The organism is Microbacterium sp. Soil_N32 (assembly GCF_057655505.1).
Genome location: NZ_JBDGME010000019.1, coordinates 1 through 15427, shown reverse-complemented (window position 1 = coordinate 15427; position 15427 = coordinate 1). Strand labels below are relative to the sequence as shown.

General features: G+C 65.8%; 17 protein-coding genes and 1 rRNA gene. 8 read left to right on the top strand and 10 right to left on the bottom strand.

What is annotated here, in order from left to right; translation table 11 throughout:
• Position 1: 1 nt before the first annotated feature.
• The 4 genes from AC3A3J_RS08120 to AC3A3J_RS08105 are packed head-to-tail and all read right to left on the bottom strand — an operon-like array spanning position 2 to position 4896.
• Complete coding sequence (locus AC3A3J_RS08120) at positions 2-583, bottom strand: NUDIX domain-containing protein (protein ID WP_487671797.1); 582 nt, start codon at positions 581-583, stop codon at positions 2-4.
• On the bottom strand, positions 576-2270 hold the full coding sequence (pyrG, locus tag AC3A3J_RS08115; protein ID WP_487671796.1) for a CTP synthase: 1695 nt from the start codon (positions 2268-2270) through the stop codon (positions 576-578). Before pyrG ends, AC3A3J_RS08120 begins: the two co-directional genes overlap by 8 nt.
• A gap of 26 nt (positions 2271-2296) precedes the next feature.
• Positions 2297-3979, bottom strand: coding sequence for a DNA repair protein RecN (gene recN, locus AC3A3J_RS08110; RefSeq protein WP_487671795.1), 1683 nt, complete (start codon positions 3977-3979; stop codon positions 2297-2299).
• The gene (locus AC3A3J_RS08105; protein ID WP_487671794.1) at positions 3976-4896 is read right to left on the bottom strand and encodes an NAD kinase; all 921 of its coding nucleotides are present in this window, start codon (positions 4894-4896) and stop codon (positions 3976-3978) included. Before AC3A3J_RS08105 ends, recN begins: the two co-directional genes overlap by 4 nt.
• Positions 4897-5088: 192 nt before the next feature.
• Between AC3A3J_RS08105 and AC3A3J_RS08100 the strand changes: the two genes are divergently transcribed.
• The 7 genes from AC3A3J_RS08100 to AC3A3J_RS08070 all read left to right on the top strand — a co-directional run bounded on the left by AC3A3J_RS08100 (position 5089) and on the right by AC3A3J_RS08070 (position 10115).
• Positions 5089-6108, top strand: a complete 1020-nt coding sequence (locus AC3A3J_RS08100; protein ID WP_487671793.1) for a tyrosine-type recombinase/integrase — start codon at positions 5089-5091, stop codon at positions 6106-6108.
• 819 nt (positions 6109-6927) lie between these two features.
• Entirely contained in the window at positions 6928-7521 is a 594-nt protein-coding gene (locus AC3A3J_RS08095) for a hypothetical protein (RefSeq protein ID WP_487671792.1), read from the top strand.
• Positions 7522-8081: 560 nt separating this feature from the next.
• Complete coding sequence (locus AC3A3J_RS08090; protein WP_487671791.1) at positions 8082-8477, top strand: hypothetical protein; 396 nt, start codon at positions 8082-8084, stop codon at positions 8475-8477.
• Between the two features lie 2 nt (positions 8478-8479).
• Positions 8480-8881, top strand: coding sequence for a hypothetical protein (locus tag AC3A3J_RS08085; RefSeq protein ID WP_487671790.1), 402 nt, complete (start codon positions 8480-8482; stop codon positions 8879-8881).
• Complete coding sequence (locus AC3A3J_RS08080) at positions 8878-9033, top strand: hypothetical protein (RefSeq protein ID WP_487671789.1); 156 nt, start codon at positions 8878-8880, stop codon at positions 9031-9033. The genes AC3A3J_RS08085 and AC3A3J_RS08080 overlap by 4 nt, the downstream gene beginning before the upstream one ends.
• Entirely contained in the window at positions 9030-9254 is a 225-nt protein-coding gene (locus AC3A3J_RS08075; RefSeq protein WP_487671788.1) for a hypothetical protein, read from the top strand. The genes AC3A3J_RS08080 and AC3A3J_RS08075 overlap by 4 nt, the downstream gene beginning before the upstream one ends.
• A 240-nt stretch (positions 9255-9494) precedes the next feature.
• The gene (locus AC3A3J_RS08070; protein ID WP_487671787.1) at positions 9495-10115 is read left to right on the top strand and encodes a recombinase family protein; all 621 of its coding nucleotides are present in this window, start codon (positions 9495-9497) and stop codon (positions 10113-10115) included.
• Positions 10116-10573: 458 nt separating this feature from the next.
• Here the strand turns inward: AC3A3J_RS08070 and AC3A3J_RS08065 are convergent, their stop codons facing one another.
• From AC3A3J_RS08065 to AC3A3J_RS08045, 5 genes are all read right to left on the bottom strand, one after another.
• A complete protein-coding gene (locus AC3A3J_RS08065) occupies positions 10574-11167 on the bottom strand; it encodes a hypothetical protein (protein ID WP_487671786.1) in 594 nt (197 codons plus the stop codon).
• A gap of 82 nt (positions 11168-11249) precedes the next feature.
• Entirely contained in the window at positions 11250-12047 is a 798-nt protein-coding gene (locus AC3A3J_RS08060; RefSeq protein ID WP_487671785.1) for a TlyA family RNA methyltransferase, read from the bottom strand.
• Positions 12044-12223: a hypothetical protein gene (locus AC3A3J_RS08055; RefSeq protein WP_487671784.1), complete on the bottom strand. Its 180-nt coding sequence runs from the start codon at positions 12221-12223 to the stop codon at positions 12044-12046. Before AC3A3J_RS08055 ends, AC3A3J_RS08060 begins: the two co-directional genes overlap by 4 nt.
• A gap of 54 nt (positions 12224-12277) precedes the next feature.
• Positions 12278-13315: an HAD-IIA family hydrolase gene (locus tag AC3A3J_RS08050; RefSeq protein ID WP_487671783.1), complete on the bottom strand. Its 1038-nt coding sequence runs from the start codon at positions 13313-13315 to the stop codon at positions 12278-12280.
• Positions 13315-14163 carry a hypothetical protein gene (locus AC3A3J_RS08045; RefSeq protein WP_487671782.1) on the bottom strand — a complete coding sequence of 283 codons (849 nt, stop codon included), beginning with the start codon at positions 14161-14163 and terminating at the stop codon, positions 13315-13317. The genes AC3A3J_RS08050 and AC3A3J_RS08045 overlap by 1 nt, the downstream gene beginning before the upstream one ends.
• Here AC3A3J_RS08045 and AC3A3J_RS08040 point away from each other — a divergent pair.
• A complete protein-coding gene (locus AC3A3J_RS08040; protein ID WP_487671781.1) occupies positions 14116-15225 on the top strand; it encodes a hypothetical protein in 1110 nt (369 codons plus the stop codon). The genes AC3A3J_RS08045 and AC3A3J_RS08040 overlap by 48 nt on opposite strands.
• A 69-nt stretch (positions 15226-15294) precedes the next feature.
• On the opposite strand, the gene rrf is transcribed toward AC3A3J_RS08040, so the two are convergent.
• Positions 15295-15411, bottom strand: a 5S ribosomal RNA gene (gene rrf / locus AC3A3J_RS08035).
• Positions 15412-15427: the final 16 nt, after the last annotated feature.

Here is a 15427-nt window from a genome sequence, read left to right as displayed (position 1 = left end):
GTCAGCCCTCGCGTCTGGTCCTCAGTGTCGCCGCCATCACCCCGAGGCCCAGGATGCCGTTGCGCATGCGCCCGGTGAGCACGGCGTCGACCGCATCCGCCAGCGGCATCCACTCGACGCGGATGTCGGCCTCCTCGTCGACGCGCGCGTGCGCCGTCTCGGCCGCACGGAGCCCCGTCGCCAGGAAGACGTGGATGATCTCGTCGTTGCCGCCCGGCGTCGTCCACGACGACACCAGCGGCTCCCAGTGGTCCGCGACCAGATCGGCCTCCTCGGCCAGCTCGCGCTGGGCTGCGGCGAGCGGCTCCTCCCCGGCGACGTCGAGCAGTCCGGCGGGCAGCTCCCAGTCGCGGTGCCGGATCGGATGCCGATACTGCTGGATCAGCAGCACACGGCCGTCGTCGTCGAGGGCGACGATCGCGACCGCCCCGGTGTGGGCGACGTACTGGCGGCGGATCTCGCCGTCGCCGTACCGCACGCGGTCGTCGCGGACATCCCAGACGGCCCCCTCGAACACGAGGTCGCTCTCCAGCACCTCGGGGTCGAAGGGCTCGTCCCGGAGGTCGGACGCCGACTCAGGCATCCGCGTCGACCTCGAAGAGCTCCGACGCGTGCGAGCGCTCGATGGCCGCGCCCACGAGACCGCGGAACAGCGGGTGCGGGTCGGTCGGACGCGAGCGCAGCTCGGGGTGGGCCTGGGTGGCGACGTAGTACGGGTGCACGTCGCGCGGCAGCTCGACGAACTCGACGAGGTCGAGTTCGGGGTTGAGACCCGAGAACCACAGTCCCGCCTCGGAGAGACGGTCGCGATAGGCGTTGTTGACCTCGTAGCGGTGACGGTGACGCTCGGACACCTCTGCCGCGCCGTAGACCTCGCGGGCCAGCGACCCCTCGGCGAGGGCGGCCTGATAGAGGCCTAGGCGCATCGTGCCGCCCAGGTTGCCGCCATCGAGGATCTCGATCTGCTCGGCCATGGTCGCGATGACCGGCTCGGACGTCTCGGGGTCGAACTCGCTCGACGATGCATCCGCGATCCCGGCCACGTGACGGGCGTACTCGATCACCATGCACTGGAGTCCGAGGCAGAGGCCCAGCGTCGGGATGCCCTGCTCGCGGGCGAAGCGCAGAGCACCGAGCTTGCCCTCGATACCGCGGATGCCGAAGCCGCCCGGCACGCAGATGCCGTCGAGCGTCGCGAGCTGGTCGCGCGCACCCTCGGGCGTCTCGCAGAGGTCGGAGGGGATCCAGCGGATGTTGACCTTCGTCTCCTGGGCGAATCCACCGGCCTTGAGGGCCTCGGTGACCGAGAGGTACGCGTCGGGCAGGTCGATGTACTTGCCGACGAGGCCGATCGTCACCTCGTGCTTCGGGTTGTGCACCGCGTGGAGAACCTTGCTCCAGCGCGTCCAGTCGACATCGGCGGCCTTCGGGTCGAGACCCAGGCGACGCAGGAGGTACGAATCGAGACCCTGCTCGTTGAGCGTCGACGGGATGTCGTAGATGCTCGGCAGGTCGACGGTGTTGATGACACCCTCGGCGTCGACGTCGCACATGAGCGCGATCTTGTTGCGGTTGCTCTCGCTGACCGGGCGGTCGCTGCGCAGCACCAGGGCGTCGGGCTGAATGCCGACCTGGCGGAGAGCGGCCACCGAGTGCTGTGTCGGCTTCGTCTTCTGCTCGCCGGACGCGCCCATGAACGGCACGAGGGAGACGTGCACGAAGAAGACGTTGTCGCGACCGAGCTCGTGGCGCAGCTGCCGAGCCGCCTCGAGGAAGGGCTGCGACTCGATGTCGCCGACCGTGCCGCCGACCTCGGTGATGATGACGTCGGGACGGGGGTCCTCGGTCGCCTGCAGGCGCATGCGGCGCTTGATCTCGTCGGTGATGTGCGGGATGACCTGCACGGTGTCGCCCAGGTACTCGCCGCGGCGCTCGCGCGCGATGACCTGCGAGTAGATCTGGCCGGTCGTGACGTTCGCCGCCTGCGACAGGTTGATGTCGAGGAACCGCTCGTAGTGTCCGATGTCGAGATCGGTCTCGGCGCCGTCGTCGGTGACGAAGACCTCACCGTGCTGGAACGGGTTCATCGTGCCGGGGTCGACGTTCAGATACGGGTCGAGCTTCTGCATCACGACGCGGAGTCCGCGGGCGGTCAGCAGGTTGCCGAGGCTTGCCGCCGTCAGGCCCTTGCCGAGAGACGAAACGACACCGCCTGTCACGAAAACGTGCTTGGTGGTGTCGTTGCTGGTTCCCGCAGAAGAAGAGTTCATCACGGGCTTCTATCCTAACAGTTCGTTCAGCGGCCGAGGCCGAGGAGTTCACGGGCGTGGGTGAGTGCGGCGTCCGAATCCGCGAGTCCGGAGAGAAGGCGCGCCATCTCGGCCTCGCGTTCCTCGCCTTCGAGGCGCCGCACGCTCGACGCCGTGACGGCGCCGTCGTTCGACTTCACGACGGAGAGATGGTTCGTCGCGAACGCGGCGACCTGAGCGAGATGCGTGACCGCGATGACCTGCGACGACTCCGCCAGTCGGGCGAGTCGTCGGCCGACCTCGATCGCCGCAGCGCCGCCGATCCCGGCATCCACCTCGTCGAAGACGAAGGTCGGCACGGGGTCGGTGCCGGCGATCACCACCTCGATCGCGAGCATGACCCGCGACAGCTCTCCCCCGGACGCGCCCTTCGCAACGGAACGGGGCTCGGCGCCCGGGTGCGGGGCGAGCAGGATGGCGACGTCGTCACGACCGTGGGCGGACTCGTTGCCCGGCGACACCGACACCTCGAGCCGCGCATCGGGCATGGCCAGCGCGTGCAGTTCCTCGGTGACGGCCGCTCCGAGGCGCTGCGCCGCGTCGGACCGGACGGCGGTGAGCGCGTCGGCGGCCGTATCGAGGTCCGCACGCGCGGCGTCGCGCTCCGCCGAGAGGCGCTCAAGCCGGTCGTCGTCGTCGTCGAGTTCGGCCAGGCGCTCCGACCCGGTGCGCCACAGATCGATGGCGGCGTCGACCGAACCGTGCGCGCGGACCAGCACACCCAGCGCCGCGCGACGCTCCTCGACCGCCGCGAGCTCGTGCGGCCCCGATTCGTCGAGGTCGGCGAGATACGCCGACAGCGCCCCCGCGAGGTCGGCGAGCCGGTACCCGATATCGGCGAGCCCCTCGGCGATGTCGGTGAGAGTGGGATCCGACGCGCGCTCGAGCACGCGTCGCGCCTCCGCCACCATCGCCGACGCATCCGGCTCCCCCTCCTCGTTGGAGAGCACGCCGTGCGCCTGCGTAGCCGCGAGCCGCAACTCCTCCGCGTTCGCCAGACGCTCGGCACGTGCGGCGAGCTGCTCCTCCTCGCCGGGCTCGGGCGCCGTCGCCTCGATCAGGGCCAGAGCCTCGCGCAGGCGCGCCGCCTCGTCGCTTCGTCGATCGCGGTTGGCGGAGATGTCGGTGATCTCGGCGTCCAGCGCACGCCAGCGTTCGAAGGATGCCGCGTACGCCTGCAGCGCCGCCCCCACGGGAGCACCGCCGAAACGGTCCAGAGCGTCGCGCTGCGCCGCGGCCGACCGCAGCCGCAATTGCTCGGACTGCCCGTGCACGACGACCAGCTCATCCGCTAGGGCCGACAGGACCCCGGCGGGAGCCGCCCGTCCGCCGACACTCGCCCGACTGCGCCCCTCGGCGCTCAGGGTGCGTGAGACGTAGAGCTCGGCGCGCGTGTCGTCTATCGGCTCTAGCTCTCCTCCGGCGTCCGCGACGATGTCGGCCACGGCGCCCTTCTCGGGCACCACCCATACGCCCGCCACGGAGGCCTGTGTTGCTCCGGCGCGCACGGCCCCCGAGTCGGCTCGCTGTCCGAGCAGCAGACCGAGACCGGTCACGACCATGGTCTTGCCGGCGCCGGTCTCGCCTGTGATCGCGGTGAACCCGGCGCCGAGCGGCAGCACCGCGTCGTCGATCACGCCGAGCCCGCGCATCCGCATCTCCTCGATCATGCGACGCCCCCGGGCTCCTGCCCGCGCCACCCGGCGACGGGCAGCTGGAACTTGCGCACCAGACGGTTCGTGAACGCGGTCGGATGCAGACGAGCGAGGCGCACCGGACGCGACGACCGCCGGGCCACCACTCTCGCGCCCGGCGGGAGCTCGTGCGAGCGCCGACCGTCGCACCAGAGGATGCCGGACCCGTCCGTGCGTTCGAGCATCTCGATCGCGACCGCCGCGTCGGGGCTCACGACCAGCGGCTTCGCGAACAGGGCATGGGCCGAGAGCGGGACCACGGCGATCGCCTCGACGCTGGGCCAGATCACCGGTCCCCCTGCGGAGAAGTTGTACGCCGTCGACCCGGTCGGGGTCGAGATCACCATGCCGTCGCATCCGAAACTCGAGAGCGGTCGGCCGTCGATCTCGATGACGACCTCGATCATGCGCTCACGGCTGGCCTTCTCGACCGTCGCCTCGTTCAACGCCCAGGTCTCGTACACGACGACACCCTGCGCGTCCTTCACCCGCACCGAGAGGGCGAGCCGCTCCTCAACCTCGTAGTCGCGCTCGATCACGCGGCGCACCGCGTCGTCCATGTCGTCGGGGTCGATCTCGGCCAGGAAGCCGACGTGGCCCATGTTGATGCCCAGCACGGGGGCGCCGGTGTCGCGCACGAGCTCGGCCGCACGCAGGATCGTGCCGTCTCCCCCGAGGACGATCGCCAGCTCGAGCGCGGCGGGATCGACGGTGTCGCCCAGCACGTCGACGTCGGCGAACGAACCGTCGACGGCACTGAGCTCGGCCCGGTCGACCTGCGCGAGCACCGGGCGGGCACCCGCCCCGCGCAGCGCGTCGACCACCCGCCGCGCCGCCGCGACCGTCGCGTCACGTCCGGCGTGGGCGACGACCAGGATGTTGCGCTCGTTCATCGTCCTCCAGCCACTGCGTTGATGCGGTCCAACCATTCTGTCGGAGGGTTCGGACGATCCCTCCAGACCGTTGAGATTCTGCGGAGGTAGGGCACCTGGTCGGGAAGCGTGGCCAGTCGCGTGGCCATCGCCTCAGCCACTTCCTTTGATATCTCCACGACTCAACCGTACAGATGAGAAGGAGGTACCGAGATGGAGAAGCCAAGCAAGTTGCCAAGTGGCCGTTGGCGCGCTCGCATCTACCGCGACGGTAGGAAGGTGTCGCTGGGAACCTTCGATACCCGCCGGGAGGCTGAGGAGGCTCAGGCCCGGGCGCTCGTCTATAAGGAAGAGCGACGCGGGAACATCAAGTTCTGGCGGTACGCCGAGGCTCACCTGAACGCACGGAAGCACGATCTTGCTCCCGGCTCATGGGAGAACTACGTTCGCTCCTATCGGAACCACCTTCACCCCACCTTCGGCGACAGGAAGTTGACCGACATCACGCCGACGATGATCCGCCGCTGGTGGGCATCCATGGAGGATAAACCAGGCCCCCGCAAGGCGGCGTACTTCGTGCTCTCCAACATCATGAATCAGGCCGTGGAGGACGGCGAGATTCAGAAGTTCGTGAAGATCAAGGGGGCCAGTCGGGACGTGTCCAAGAAGCGCCCCCCGGTCAGTGTCGATACGGTCAACCTCTTGAAGATGCTCACCTCCGATCCTCAGGTAGCGGTCATTATCCAAACGCTGGTGTCCAGCGGTCTCCGCATTGGTGAAGTCCTTGCACTCGATTGGGAGGACATCGATCTGAACAACGCCGCTCTTCGCGTGCACAAGCACCTGACCCGATTCGGCGTGAAGCCGGGACGGAAGAAGCACCCCGACGCCGACGTGCTCCAGCCGGTCACCCAAGCCGCTGTGGCCGCTCTGTCAGCGTGGAAGGACCAAGGGCTGGGAAAGGGTGCCGTCTTCGTGAACAACGTCGGCAAGCGGCTCTCCTATTGGGACTGGAACCGCCGTTGGGACTCTCTCAGGAGGGAGTTCGGACTTGACTCGATCCACACGCACGACCTCAGAGCTACCCACCTGACCGCCTTTGCCAACAACGCCAGCCTCGCCGAACTCATGCAACGTGGCGGGCATAGTGATGTCAGGTCAGCGCTGGTCTATCAGCGTCCTTCTCTAGAGCGTCAACAGCAACTTGTGAACGCTCTCGAAGGTGTGTTGTAGGCCGTCCAAGGCATAGGTGGCGCACGTGTGCGGGAATCTCCCGGCATGGATCGATGTCGCACCGTGCACCCAAATAGGCAAGCTCGTTTCGCGCGATATCTATAGGCATGCTGATCCCTGAAGCTCTCGCCGTCATCCGCACCTTGACCGACCTCCCCGAACCTCGACGCCGCTACTTGGCCGCGCTCGTGGGCACGGCTCCCACCGACGCGGACCGCGCCCGTATCGTGCTCGACGCGCGACATGAATGTCGCAGGGTGCGCGAAAACTCTGACGCCGCTGTACGGGCCGAGTTCGCCTCCCGCGCTACGTGGGCCGCACGAAACCCCGCCAGGCCCCCAGAACCGCGTACAGCGCCCGCCAAGCGCATTTCACGCACTGATGAGACCGTACCGACGCACAGACCCGTCACCGTGACATGGAAAGCGCCTACGAAAACGGCCTCGGTCGTGGAAGTGGACCGGCGTCCGATGTTCGCCCCGCCGAAGAAAGAGACTTCCACTCCGATGGTGCCGTCCGTGAGTCCTCCAGTCGTCGGTGATTCGGGGATCGAGCACGGCACCCTAAGGGCGTACAAAGTTTCCGCGTGTCGCTGTGATGAATGCAGGATGGCGAAGCGAGCGAGTCGAAAGCCGAAGGGAGTTCGTCGCCCTAATGGCGAGATTGCTCCGTGTGGAACTACGACATCGTATTCCCGCGGTTGCCGATGCCAAGAATGCAGACAGGCAATCGCGGCGCACGCTCGAAAGAAACGTGCCGAGAAGAATCTCGTGATTGGGGAAGTCTCCGAATGAGGCGTATGAATAAGACGAGGAAAACATGAGAGTCTCACACGCATTCTTTGACGACACCGCCACAATGCCAATGCTGGTTGAAAAGTGTCCAGAATCTAACACAACCGAAGGGAGTGTTGAGAATAAGACCTTCAAGCTCAACGGGCTGAAGCGGGGAACTCGTAGGCGAAAAGAAGAAAGTGAACGGCAGTATCGAGCACGTCGGGTCTTCAGCGACATGGTGAGCATTGCGCTGAGGTATCTAAACCAATTCAATGGACTTATGGAAGATGATGTGATTGCACTATTCGTTGCATCACACACCGAAGAGTTGAACTCAGAGATGGGGCGAACAGTCACACGCAAGCACCAACGCTACGAGTCCGCGAAGGCAGTGCGGGAGGCGCGGAAGATGTGGAACCCCGAGAAGGCGGAGCGGATCAGGGCCACAGCGGTAAAGGCAGGGGCCGTGACCAAGTGGACATTTGACGATTATCTAGAAACTCGCGACATGACGGTAACCCAGGCCGTCAACTACCTGACCACGAAGAAGGGCATCCGCTCTCGCACGACGATCTATGCAATGCGCAAGTTCTTTGACTCAGTAAACACGGAAACCGGAGAAGTAAGAAATGACTAGGGACTGGCCAGCAACCATGAAACAACGCTCATACGGAATGCTTCTCGAAGATCAACTAGGGCTACCGGAATCTGACTGGTCCAACATGACGATTACTCAGGCATCAGCGCGAATCGATGAATTGGTGATCACTAAGAGGTTCACTGCAATCGTCAGCACCCTCTGAGAAGCGCTGCACGGCCATTCTGCGGGCCTAATGCACGCTCCGGGCCACTGGGATACCTAAAGCGATTTCCATGCCCGCAAATAGCCTCCAAGAATTCTCAAAATATTTAGGGATTTCTCGTCTCTCGCCGGTGGATCGAGCGATAGTAGTAAATGAGGAAATGAGAGCGGGGATGCGTTCGGCCTTTATGGCTGTCCATGCCGGGAGACTCCACCGAACGTTGCACGAAAGCATTGGGATTCTCTCATTTCCCCTAAACTTCAACGATTGGCGCAGGATGACGCGTATTGGACGACCGAGCACGGTGGAGACTCACCCTGCCCGTGCACGCATTGACACAGCCCTGGACAGCGGCGAGACCTACGAAAGCATTCGCACGTGGACAGGCCTGAGCGTGAGTGCGCTCTCCAGGTACGCGATTTCTCGTAAGAGCGACCTCGCGAAGCTCGCTGAGGACGAACCCTCCACTACAGATGTGGTGGTGCGTGCCATCCAGATCGCGGATGATGCCCGTGACCTCCGCAGGAAGTCCCGCACCGCGACACCGGTTGCCCGCGCTAGGGCTATCAAGGTCGAGTCAGAAGCACTTTCCGTCCGGATTCGGCACCTTGGCATCGATGACACTGCCGCTGAGCGCGCGTTTGAAGAGGCAATGGAACTGGTGGCCGCACTGGGTGAGTTCGCACGTCAGGACCCCGTTAGCACTCGCTCGTTCATCTCGACCCTTAGAGGGCACCCCGCGCTCTCTGACCTCACCGACGTGTTGAAGCGTCTTACCAAGGAGACCTGACCATGACAACAAAGAACCGAGTGTTCCACGCCCGCGCCACCGGCCTGACCCTCAACAAGTTTTCCCCCGCTGGCGATGCTGTCGCCGGTCGTGTGCTTCTCGCCGGGGAGACTTTCGAGGTCACTCCCGAGGAGTACGAACTTTCAAAGGATCGTCTAGGCAAGAGTTGGCTCGACCTCACCCCCGAAGAGCAAGTACAACGCTGGGGTATGCAACGGTTCGGAACCGGGCCAGCACCTGAGGGCATGGGGATCGGCCTCGATGATGAGTACGTTCTCTACCGTCGTGGCATCAAGGCCAAGGAGTACGCGCAGGGCATCTCCGACCCCAGCGAGCGCGCCGCCGCCCTCGCAGAAGTCAACAAGAAGTACGGCTCCGCACTGCGTCCGAAGGCACAGCAGTGAGTGCCGTCACCCTGAAGACCGACGCCGCCATGCTGGCCCTGCTCGATGTCCTCCAAGACATCTACGACGGAAGCCTCGCGGTCTCTGTTGGTGCCGCAGACGACCTTCACAGGGCACTACGACGCCTGAGTGAGATTGGAAAGACCGAATGATTGACGACCCGTACTTGCGCGCTGTGATCGCAGGCAACCGGGATGCTGAACGCGCCGCCATCGAAGAGAAGAAGAACTTCTTCGAATGGAGCGAAGATGACGTGAGGCAGTCCCTCGACCCGAACAACCCCGAAGTGCGTCGCCTCCTCGATGGCCCAGCCGACGACCCCGAGGTAGCTCGACTCGCGAAGGTCTTGAAGGACATCGAGGAGAAGAACTAGAAAATGCCTCTGCGCGCTCAGGTAGATGGGGCCGCGCAGACATCGCCCCGTATCAGGCCGGGGCGGCCTCCACGGCCCTCGGCGGGTTTTCCTTCTTTGCCCGCCGAGGGCCGTCTCATATCCATGATTTCGGAACGCTCCCCTGGCCCCCTTGACTTGACCATGCAGAAGCCAACTTGGCGTTCCAAAAGTTGTCTCTGCTACTTGTCCCAAAACCGCGTCACGGATACAGTGTCGAACATGACAACCTCGAAGACATTCGGCTACATCCGAGTGAGCACTTCCGCGCAGAACCTCGACCGCCAGATGGATGCTCTGATCGATGCTGGCATCGCCCGCGACGACATCTACTCGGACAAGATCAGCGGAGTGAAGACCGCTCGTCCTGGCCTGGACGACCTCCTCAGCCGAGTGCGGGAGGGGGATCGCATCCAGGTAACCTCACTCGACCGCCTGGGGCGCTCCGCCCTCCACGTGCTAACGACCATCGCACAGCTTGAGGAACGCGGCGTCACCGTGCTCTCCCTCAAAGAAAGCGAGAACATGACTGGCGCTACCGGCAAGCTGATGCGGGGCCTTATGACCCTTATGGCCGAGTGGGAGCGTGAGATGAACGCCGAGCGCGTGGCAGAGGCTAGGGCCGCTCGCGCCGCCCGCGCTCGGGCCGGTGAGCAGGTAGCAGGACGCCCGCGCAGTGCGATGACGGATGAGAACACCAAGCAGGTATTGAAGTACCGGGAGGCAGGTAACAGCATGCGCGAGATTGCCAAGCTCACCGGGCTGTCGTCCGGGAGCGTCCACCGAATCATCGCCGCTCACCGTCTGGAGGTCGCCCCGTACGATCCTGTGGTGCACGGTTGACAGCGAGGCACGTAACCCACGCTAGAGTCTGGATAAGTTACTCAGCGAGGAGCGCACATATGCAGTTGGATAACCACGACGAGATTATTCGAGCGATTCACGATCTCCACGAGGTCGAAGTCACCTTCCGTTCTAAGGAGGACTACGGTCGCGTACTGGTTCGGAGGTGTGCTCCGATGGACTATGCGCCCCGAAAGCGCGCGAAAGACAAGACACCCTGCTATCACTTCTGGGACTTCGAAAGCGATAGCGCTAGCAACCATGTGCTGTCGCTCACCGCGACTCAGATTGTTAGCGTGACGGTACTGGACTCCACGTTTGATCCCGCTTCCTTCGTCACCTGGGAAACGACTTGGACTGTCGTGCGCTCAAGCTGGGGCACGTTCAACTAGAACTTCAGTTGGTGGCCGCAAGGTACTCATAGTTTTGGGGTGTGACAGACACGTAGTCGGGCCGTCTCACAGTTCGACCTGGAGCATTGAGGATGCTCGCATCTCGACCTGTTCGAATCGCATCATCATGTACTGGAAGTACATAGATGCGTTGCCCATCGCGTTCTTGCCGACGGGAGCCACCCCACCATTGGCCTTCGCCTCGTCCACAAGTTCCTTCATCGGCCAGTCTTGGACGACCGAATCGATAGCTTTAGTGATCGCCTCGCGCAGTTTCTCGTCTCGCACGAGCAACTTCAGTTCCCGCCCCGTCCGGGCGATGGTGGAACGGTCGTCTCTGAGTTGACTACTCGTCTCAGAATCTGAAAGTTCCAACCAGGAATCAGGGTCAGAAGTTCCAGCGGCCTCGTAGTACGACGCCACTAGAGCCTGGTTCGTCGAAGCCAGAGCGACCCCCGCATGGACAAACTGGGCGATTAGTTTCCGCACCTCGACTCTTCGTGCCTCGCGCCGTTGAGCCTCAGCCTCTTTGCGTGAGTGCCGATTCGACAGGATCAGCGTGAGAACAGCGACAGCGACACTCACCAGGCCCGTGGCCAGGACAGTGCCGACGGTATCGGAGATGAGAGGCTGAGCACTTTTCGCCGCCATCAAGATCATCAGAAGGTCCCCTTCGTGCGTGGCCAGTCCGTGGCCACAACATGGCCACGCTCCCCCGCAGAACTACGCGGGAGCCCTGTCATTATCTAGAAATTGACAGTGAGTTGATCCGATCCATAAACTCTGTCGGATTGCTTCCCCGGCCCGGCGCGAGGTGCACGAGGAATTCGGAGTTGCCGTGCGTGCCGGGCAACGGCGACCGGACGATTCCGAGCATGCCGAGTCCCCCGTCCCACGCGCTCCATACGACGCGCGCGACGGCATCGGCTCGCGTGGCCGGATCGGTGACGAGGCCGCCGCGCACCGCGGTGCGACCCACTTCGAACTGCGGTTTCACGAGGAGCACGATGTCGGCGTCGGATGCGGCGACAGCCACCACTGCTGGGAGCACGAGTTCGAGCGAGATGAAAGACAGGTCGCCGACCACGAGATCGGGGGCGGCGGTCTCGCCCGTGGCTTCGGCGAGATTCTCCGGGGTCATGTGCCGGACGTTGAAGCCCTCCACCGCCACGACGCCGGCGTCGGCGGCGATCGTCGGCGCGAGTTGACCGTGGCCGACGTCGACCGCGAGCACTCGGCGCGCACCGCGCTCGCGGAGGATCTGCGTGAACCCCCCGGTGGACGCGCCCATGTCGAGTGCCAGCCGCCCCGCGACCGGCACCTCGAACGCGTCGAGCGCGGCGACGAGCTTGTGGGCGGCGCGACCGACATAGTGGTCGTCGCCCGCCACGGCGATGTCGGCACCGTCGTCGACCGCGGTCGAAGCCTTGACGACCGGTCGTCCGTCGACCGTCACGAGCCCATCGGCGATGAGAGCAGCGGCATGCGTGCGCGACCGGGCGAGGCCTCGTGCGGCAAGTGCGGCGTCGAGACGGGTCATCGAGATGCCGGGGCGTCGCGCTGATCGAGACGGCCGCCGCCGTCGAGCCGGCGGGCCAGGTCGTCGTGCAGCGCGGAGTACGCCTCCGCGCGCGCGGCCAGCGGCTGACCCTCGATCAGGCGCAGGCGGCTCCAGAGGCCGTCGGTCGGCGCGCTGTCTCTCGTCTGATCGCTCACGCTTCTACTGTACGCGGAGCATCCGACGTCTCCGTGGCGCCGCAGCGCGGATGCTCAGGGGCGGTGGAACGGGTCGGCGTACAGCTTCTCCGGCACGCGCAGCACGAACACCGGGGTGCCCGACGCCCAGATCGCCGCGGCACCGGCCCGGAGCAGGTCGATCTGCGAACCGGAGTCCGCCACGATCTCGACGTCGGCACCGCGCACCCGCACGGCTGCACCGTTCACGTGGAACGCCCCGTCGCGCGCGACGGCCTCGGGATACGGCTGATGCAGTTCACGCAGGTCGCTGAGCACGAACGTGGGCCGCGACCCCTCGGGGGCGGCCAGCACGTGCTTCGGCCGGTCGATGCCCGTCAGCACCAGCGCCGAATCGATGCCGGCGCGGCTCGCGCCGAGGATGTCGGTGTCCAGACGGTCGCCGATGAACAGCGCCTTCTTCGCCTCGAACCGCGCGAGGGCCTCCTCGAAGATCGGCGTCTCGGGTTTTCCGGCCACGGTCGCCAGACGGCCGACCGCGGTGTGGACGGCCGAGACGAGCGTGCCGTTGCCCGGGGCGACCCCGCGTTCGCGCGGAATGGTCCAGTCGGTGTTGGTGGCGATCCATGGGATTCCGCCTTCGTCCTCCGGCAGCTGCAGGGCGAACGACGCCTCGGCGAGGTCGGTCCACGCCACCTCCGGCGCGAACCCCTGCACCACGGCGCTCGGTTCGTCCTGAGCGCTGCGGGTGACGGTGTAGCCGGCTTTCCCGAGTTCGTCGACGAGTCCGTCGCCGCCGACAACGAGAATCGTGGCCGGCGGCGGCACGATACCCGCCAGCAGACGCATGGCAGCCTGCGGACTCGTCACCACGTCGTGCGGTGCGACATCGAGCCCGAGGCCGGACAGGTGCGCGGCCACGGATGCATCCGTCCGCGAGGCGTTGTTGGTGATGTAGCCCAGACGACGGGTCTTGCCCGCCTCGTTCAGGCTCTCCACCGCGTGCGGCAGTGCGCCAGGGCCCGCGTAGACGACCCCGTCGAGGTCGGCGAGCACGGTGTCGACCCCGTCGAGCGGCGTCGACGGGGTGCGCCGCCGGGAGAAGAGCGCCATCAGCGGGCGTCGTCCGCGTCGTCGTCCGGGCGGGACGCGTCGTCGGATTCGACGGTGTCCGCGGCGTCGGCGGCGGTGTCGGAATCGACCGAGTCGTCGGTCTCGCCGAGCAGCTCGCGCACCTCGTCTTCCACCGACGGTTCGGGCTCCGAGTCCTCAGTCGGGTGCGACGCGTCGGAAGCGCGCGTGTCGACATCGGCATTGGCTTCCGCGTGGGCTTCCGCATCCGCATCCGCGTCACGCTCAGAGGCGGACACCCCGTCGCTGTCGTCGTCGGAGAAGTCGTCCTCCATCAGGCCGTCCTCGACGTAGATCTCCTCGTCGCCGGCCCCATCGAGCCCCAGGGCTTCGGCGGCGACGTCGGCACGACGGGCCCAGAACGCCGCTTCCTCAGTACGGCCGAGGTCCTCCAGCACCGCGGCGCGCGCAGCGAACAGGGCCGGGCTGTACTCGAAGGCGCGGTCGGGGTCGAGTTCGGGGATCTCCAGCTCACCGAGCGCGAGCTCCAGGTCACCCTGGTCGAGGCGCGCGCCCGACATCGCGATCGCGAGCGCCACCCGTACCGGCGTGGTCAACGTCGAGCGGTCGACGGCACGCCCGGTCTCGAGTGCGCGGTCGGGACGACCGATTCCACGCTCGCTGTCGACCATCAGGGCGATCTGGTCGTCGTTGCCGGAGATCCGCCGGTAGGTGCGCAGCTCACGCAGGGCGAGAGCGAAGTCGCCCGTCGCATACGCCGTGATGCCGAGCGTCTCACGAACGATCGCGATGCGCCCCGCACGCCGCGAAGCGGCGAGAGCATGACGATGCGCCAGTTCCGGGTCTTCGTCGATCAGGCGGGATGCCATCGCGAGGTGTCGAGCCACGTGCTCGGCGTTCTCCTTGCTGAGGGTCTTCAGCTCGTTGCGAGCGGCGCCGTGCAGATCACGCGCGGTGACCTCCTCCGGGATGCGGGGCTCGTCGACGCGCTCGCGCTCGTTGGACGCCTGGACCGGGCGTTCGCGGCCCGCTCCCCCACGCTGCGGGAACGAACGACCGCGCGAATCACCGTCGCGGGAGTCACGACGCGGGGCGCCACCGTCACGGTTGTAGCCGCCTTCGCGGCGCGGGCCACCGTCACGGTTGTCACGGTTGAATCCACCCTCGCGACGCGGGGCACCATCGTGATTGTCACGGCTGAAGCCGCCGCCCTCGCGGCGCGGACCACCATCGCGGCTGTCACGGCTGAATCCACCCTCGCGGCGCGGGGCACCGCCATCGCGGTTGTAACCACCCTCACGACGCGGACCACCGTCGCGGGTGTAACCACCCTCGCGGCGCGGACCACCATCGCGGCTGTCACGGCTGAATCCACCCTCGCGGCGCGGGGCACCGCCGTCACGGTTGTATCCACCCTCGCGACGCGGAGCGCCACCATCACGGTTGTACCCGCCCTCGCGACGCGGGGCACCGCCGTCACGGCTGTATCCACCCTCGCGACGCGGAGCGCCACCATCACGGTTGTACCCGCCCTCGCGACGCGGGGCACCGCCGTCACGGCTGTATCCACCCTCGCGACGCGGCGCACCGCCATCACGGTTGTACCCGCCCTCGCGACGCGGGGCACGCCCATCACGGTTGTCGCGGTTGTAACCACCCTCGCGACGCGGCGCACCGCCATCACGGTTGTACCCGCCCTCGCGACGCGGGCCACCACCATCGCGGTTGTAACCACCCTCGCGACGCGGCGCACCACCATCACGGCTGTCACGGTTGTACCCGCCCTCGCGGCGCGGGGCACCATCGCGGTTGTCACGGTTGTACCCGCCCTCGCGGCGCGGGGCGCTGTCGCGGTAACGCGGACGGTCACCAGAAGGGCGCTCTGCGCGCGATCGATCATCGTTGCGACGCGGGCGACGCTCTTCTTCTGACATGGTGACTCCTGTCCCGTAAACGCAAAATGGCCACCCAGCACTGGGTGGCCATTTTACTTAAAAGAAGTCCGGCGGTGTCCTACTCTCCCACAGGGTCCCCCCTGCAGTACCATCGGCGCTGTGAGGCTTAGCTTCCGGGTTCGGAATGTAACCGGGCGTTTCCCTCACGCTATGGCCGCCGAAACACTATTGATGTTTC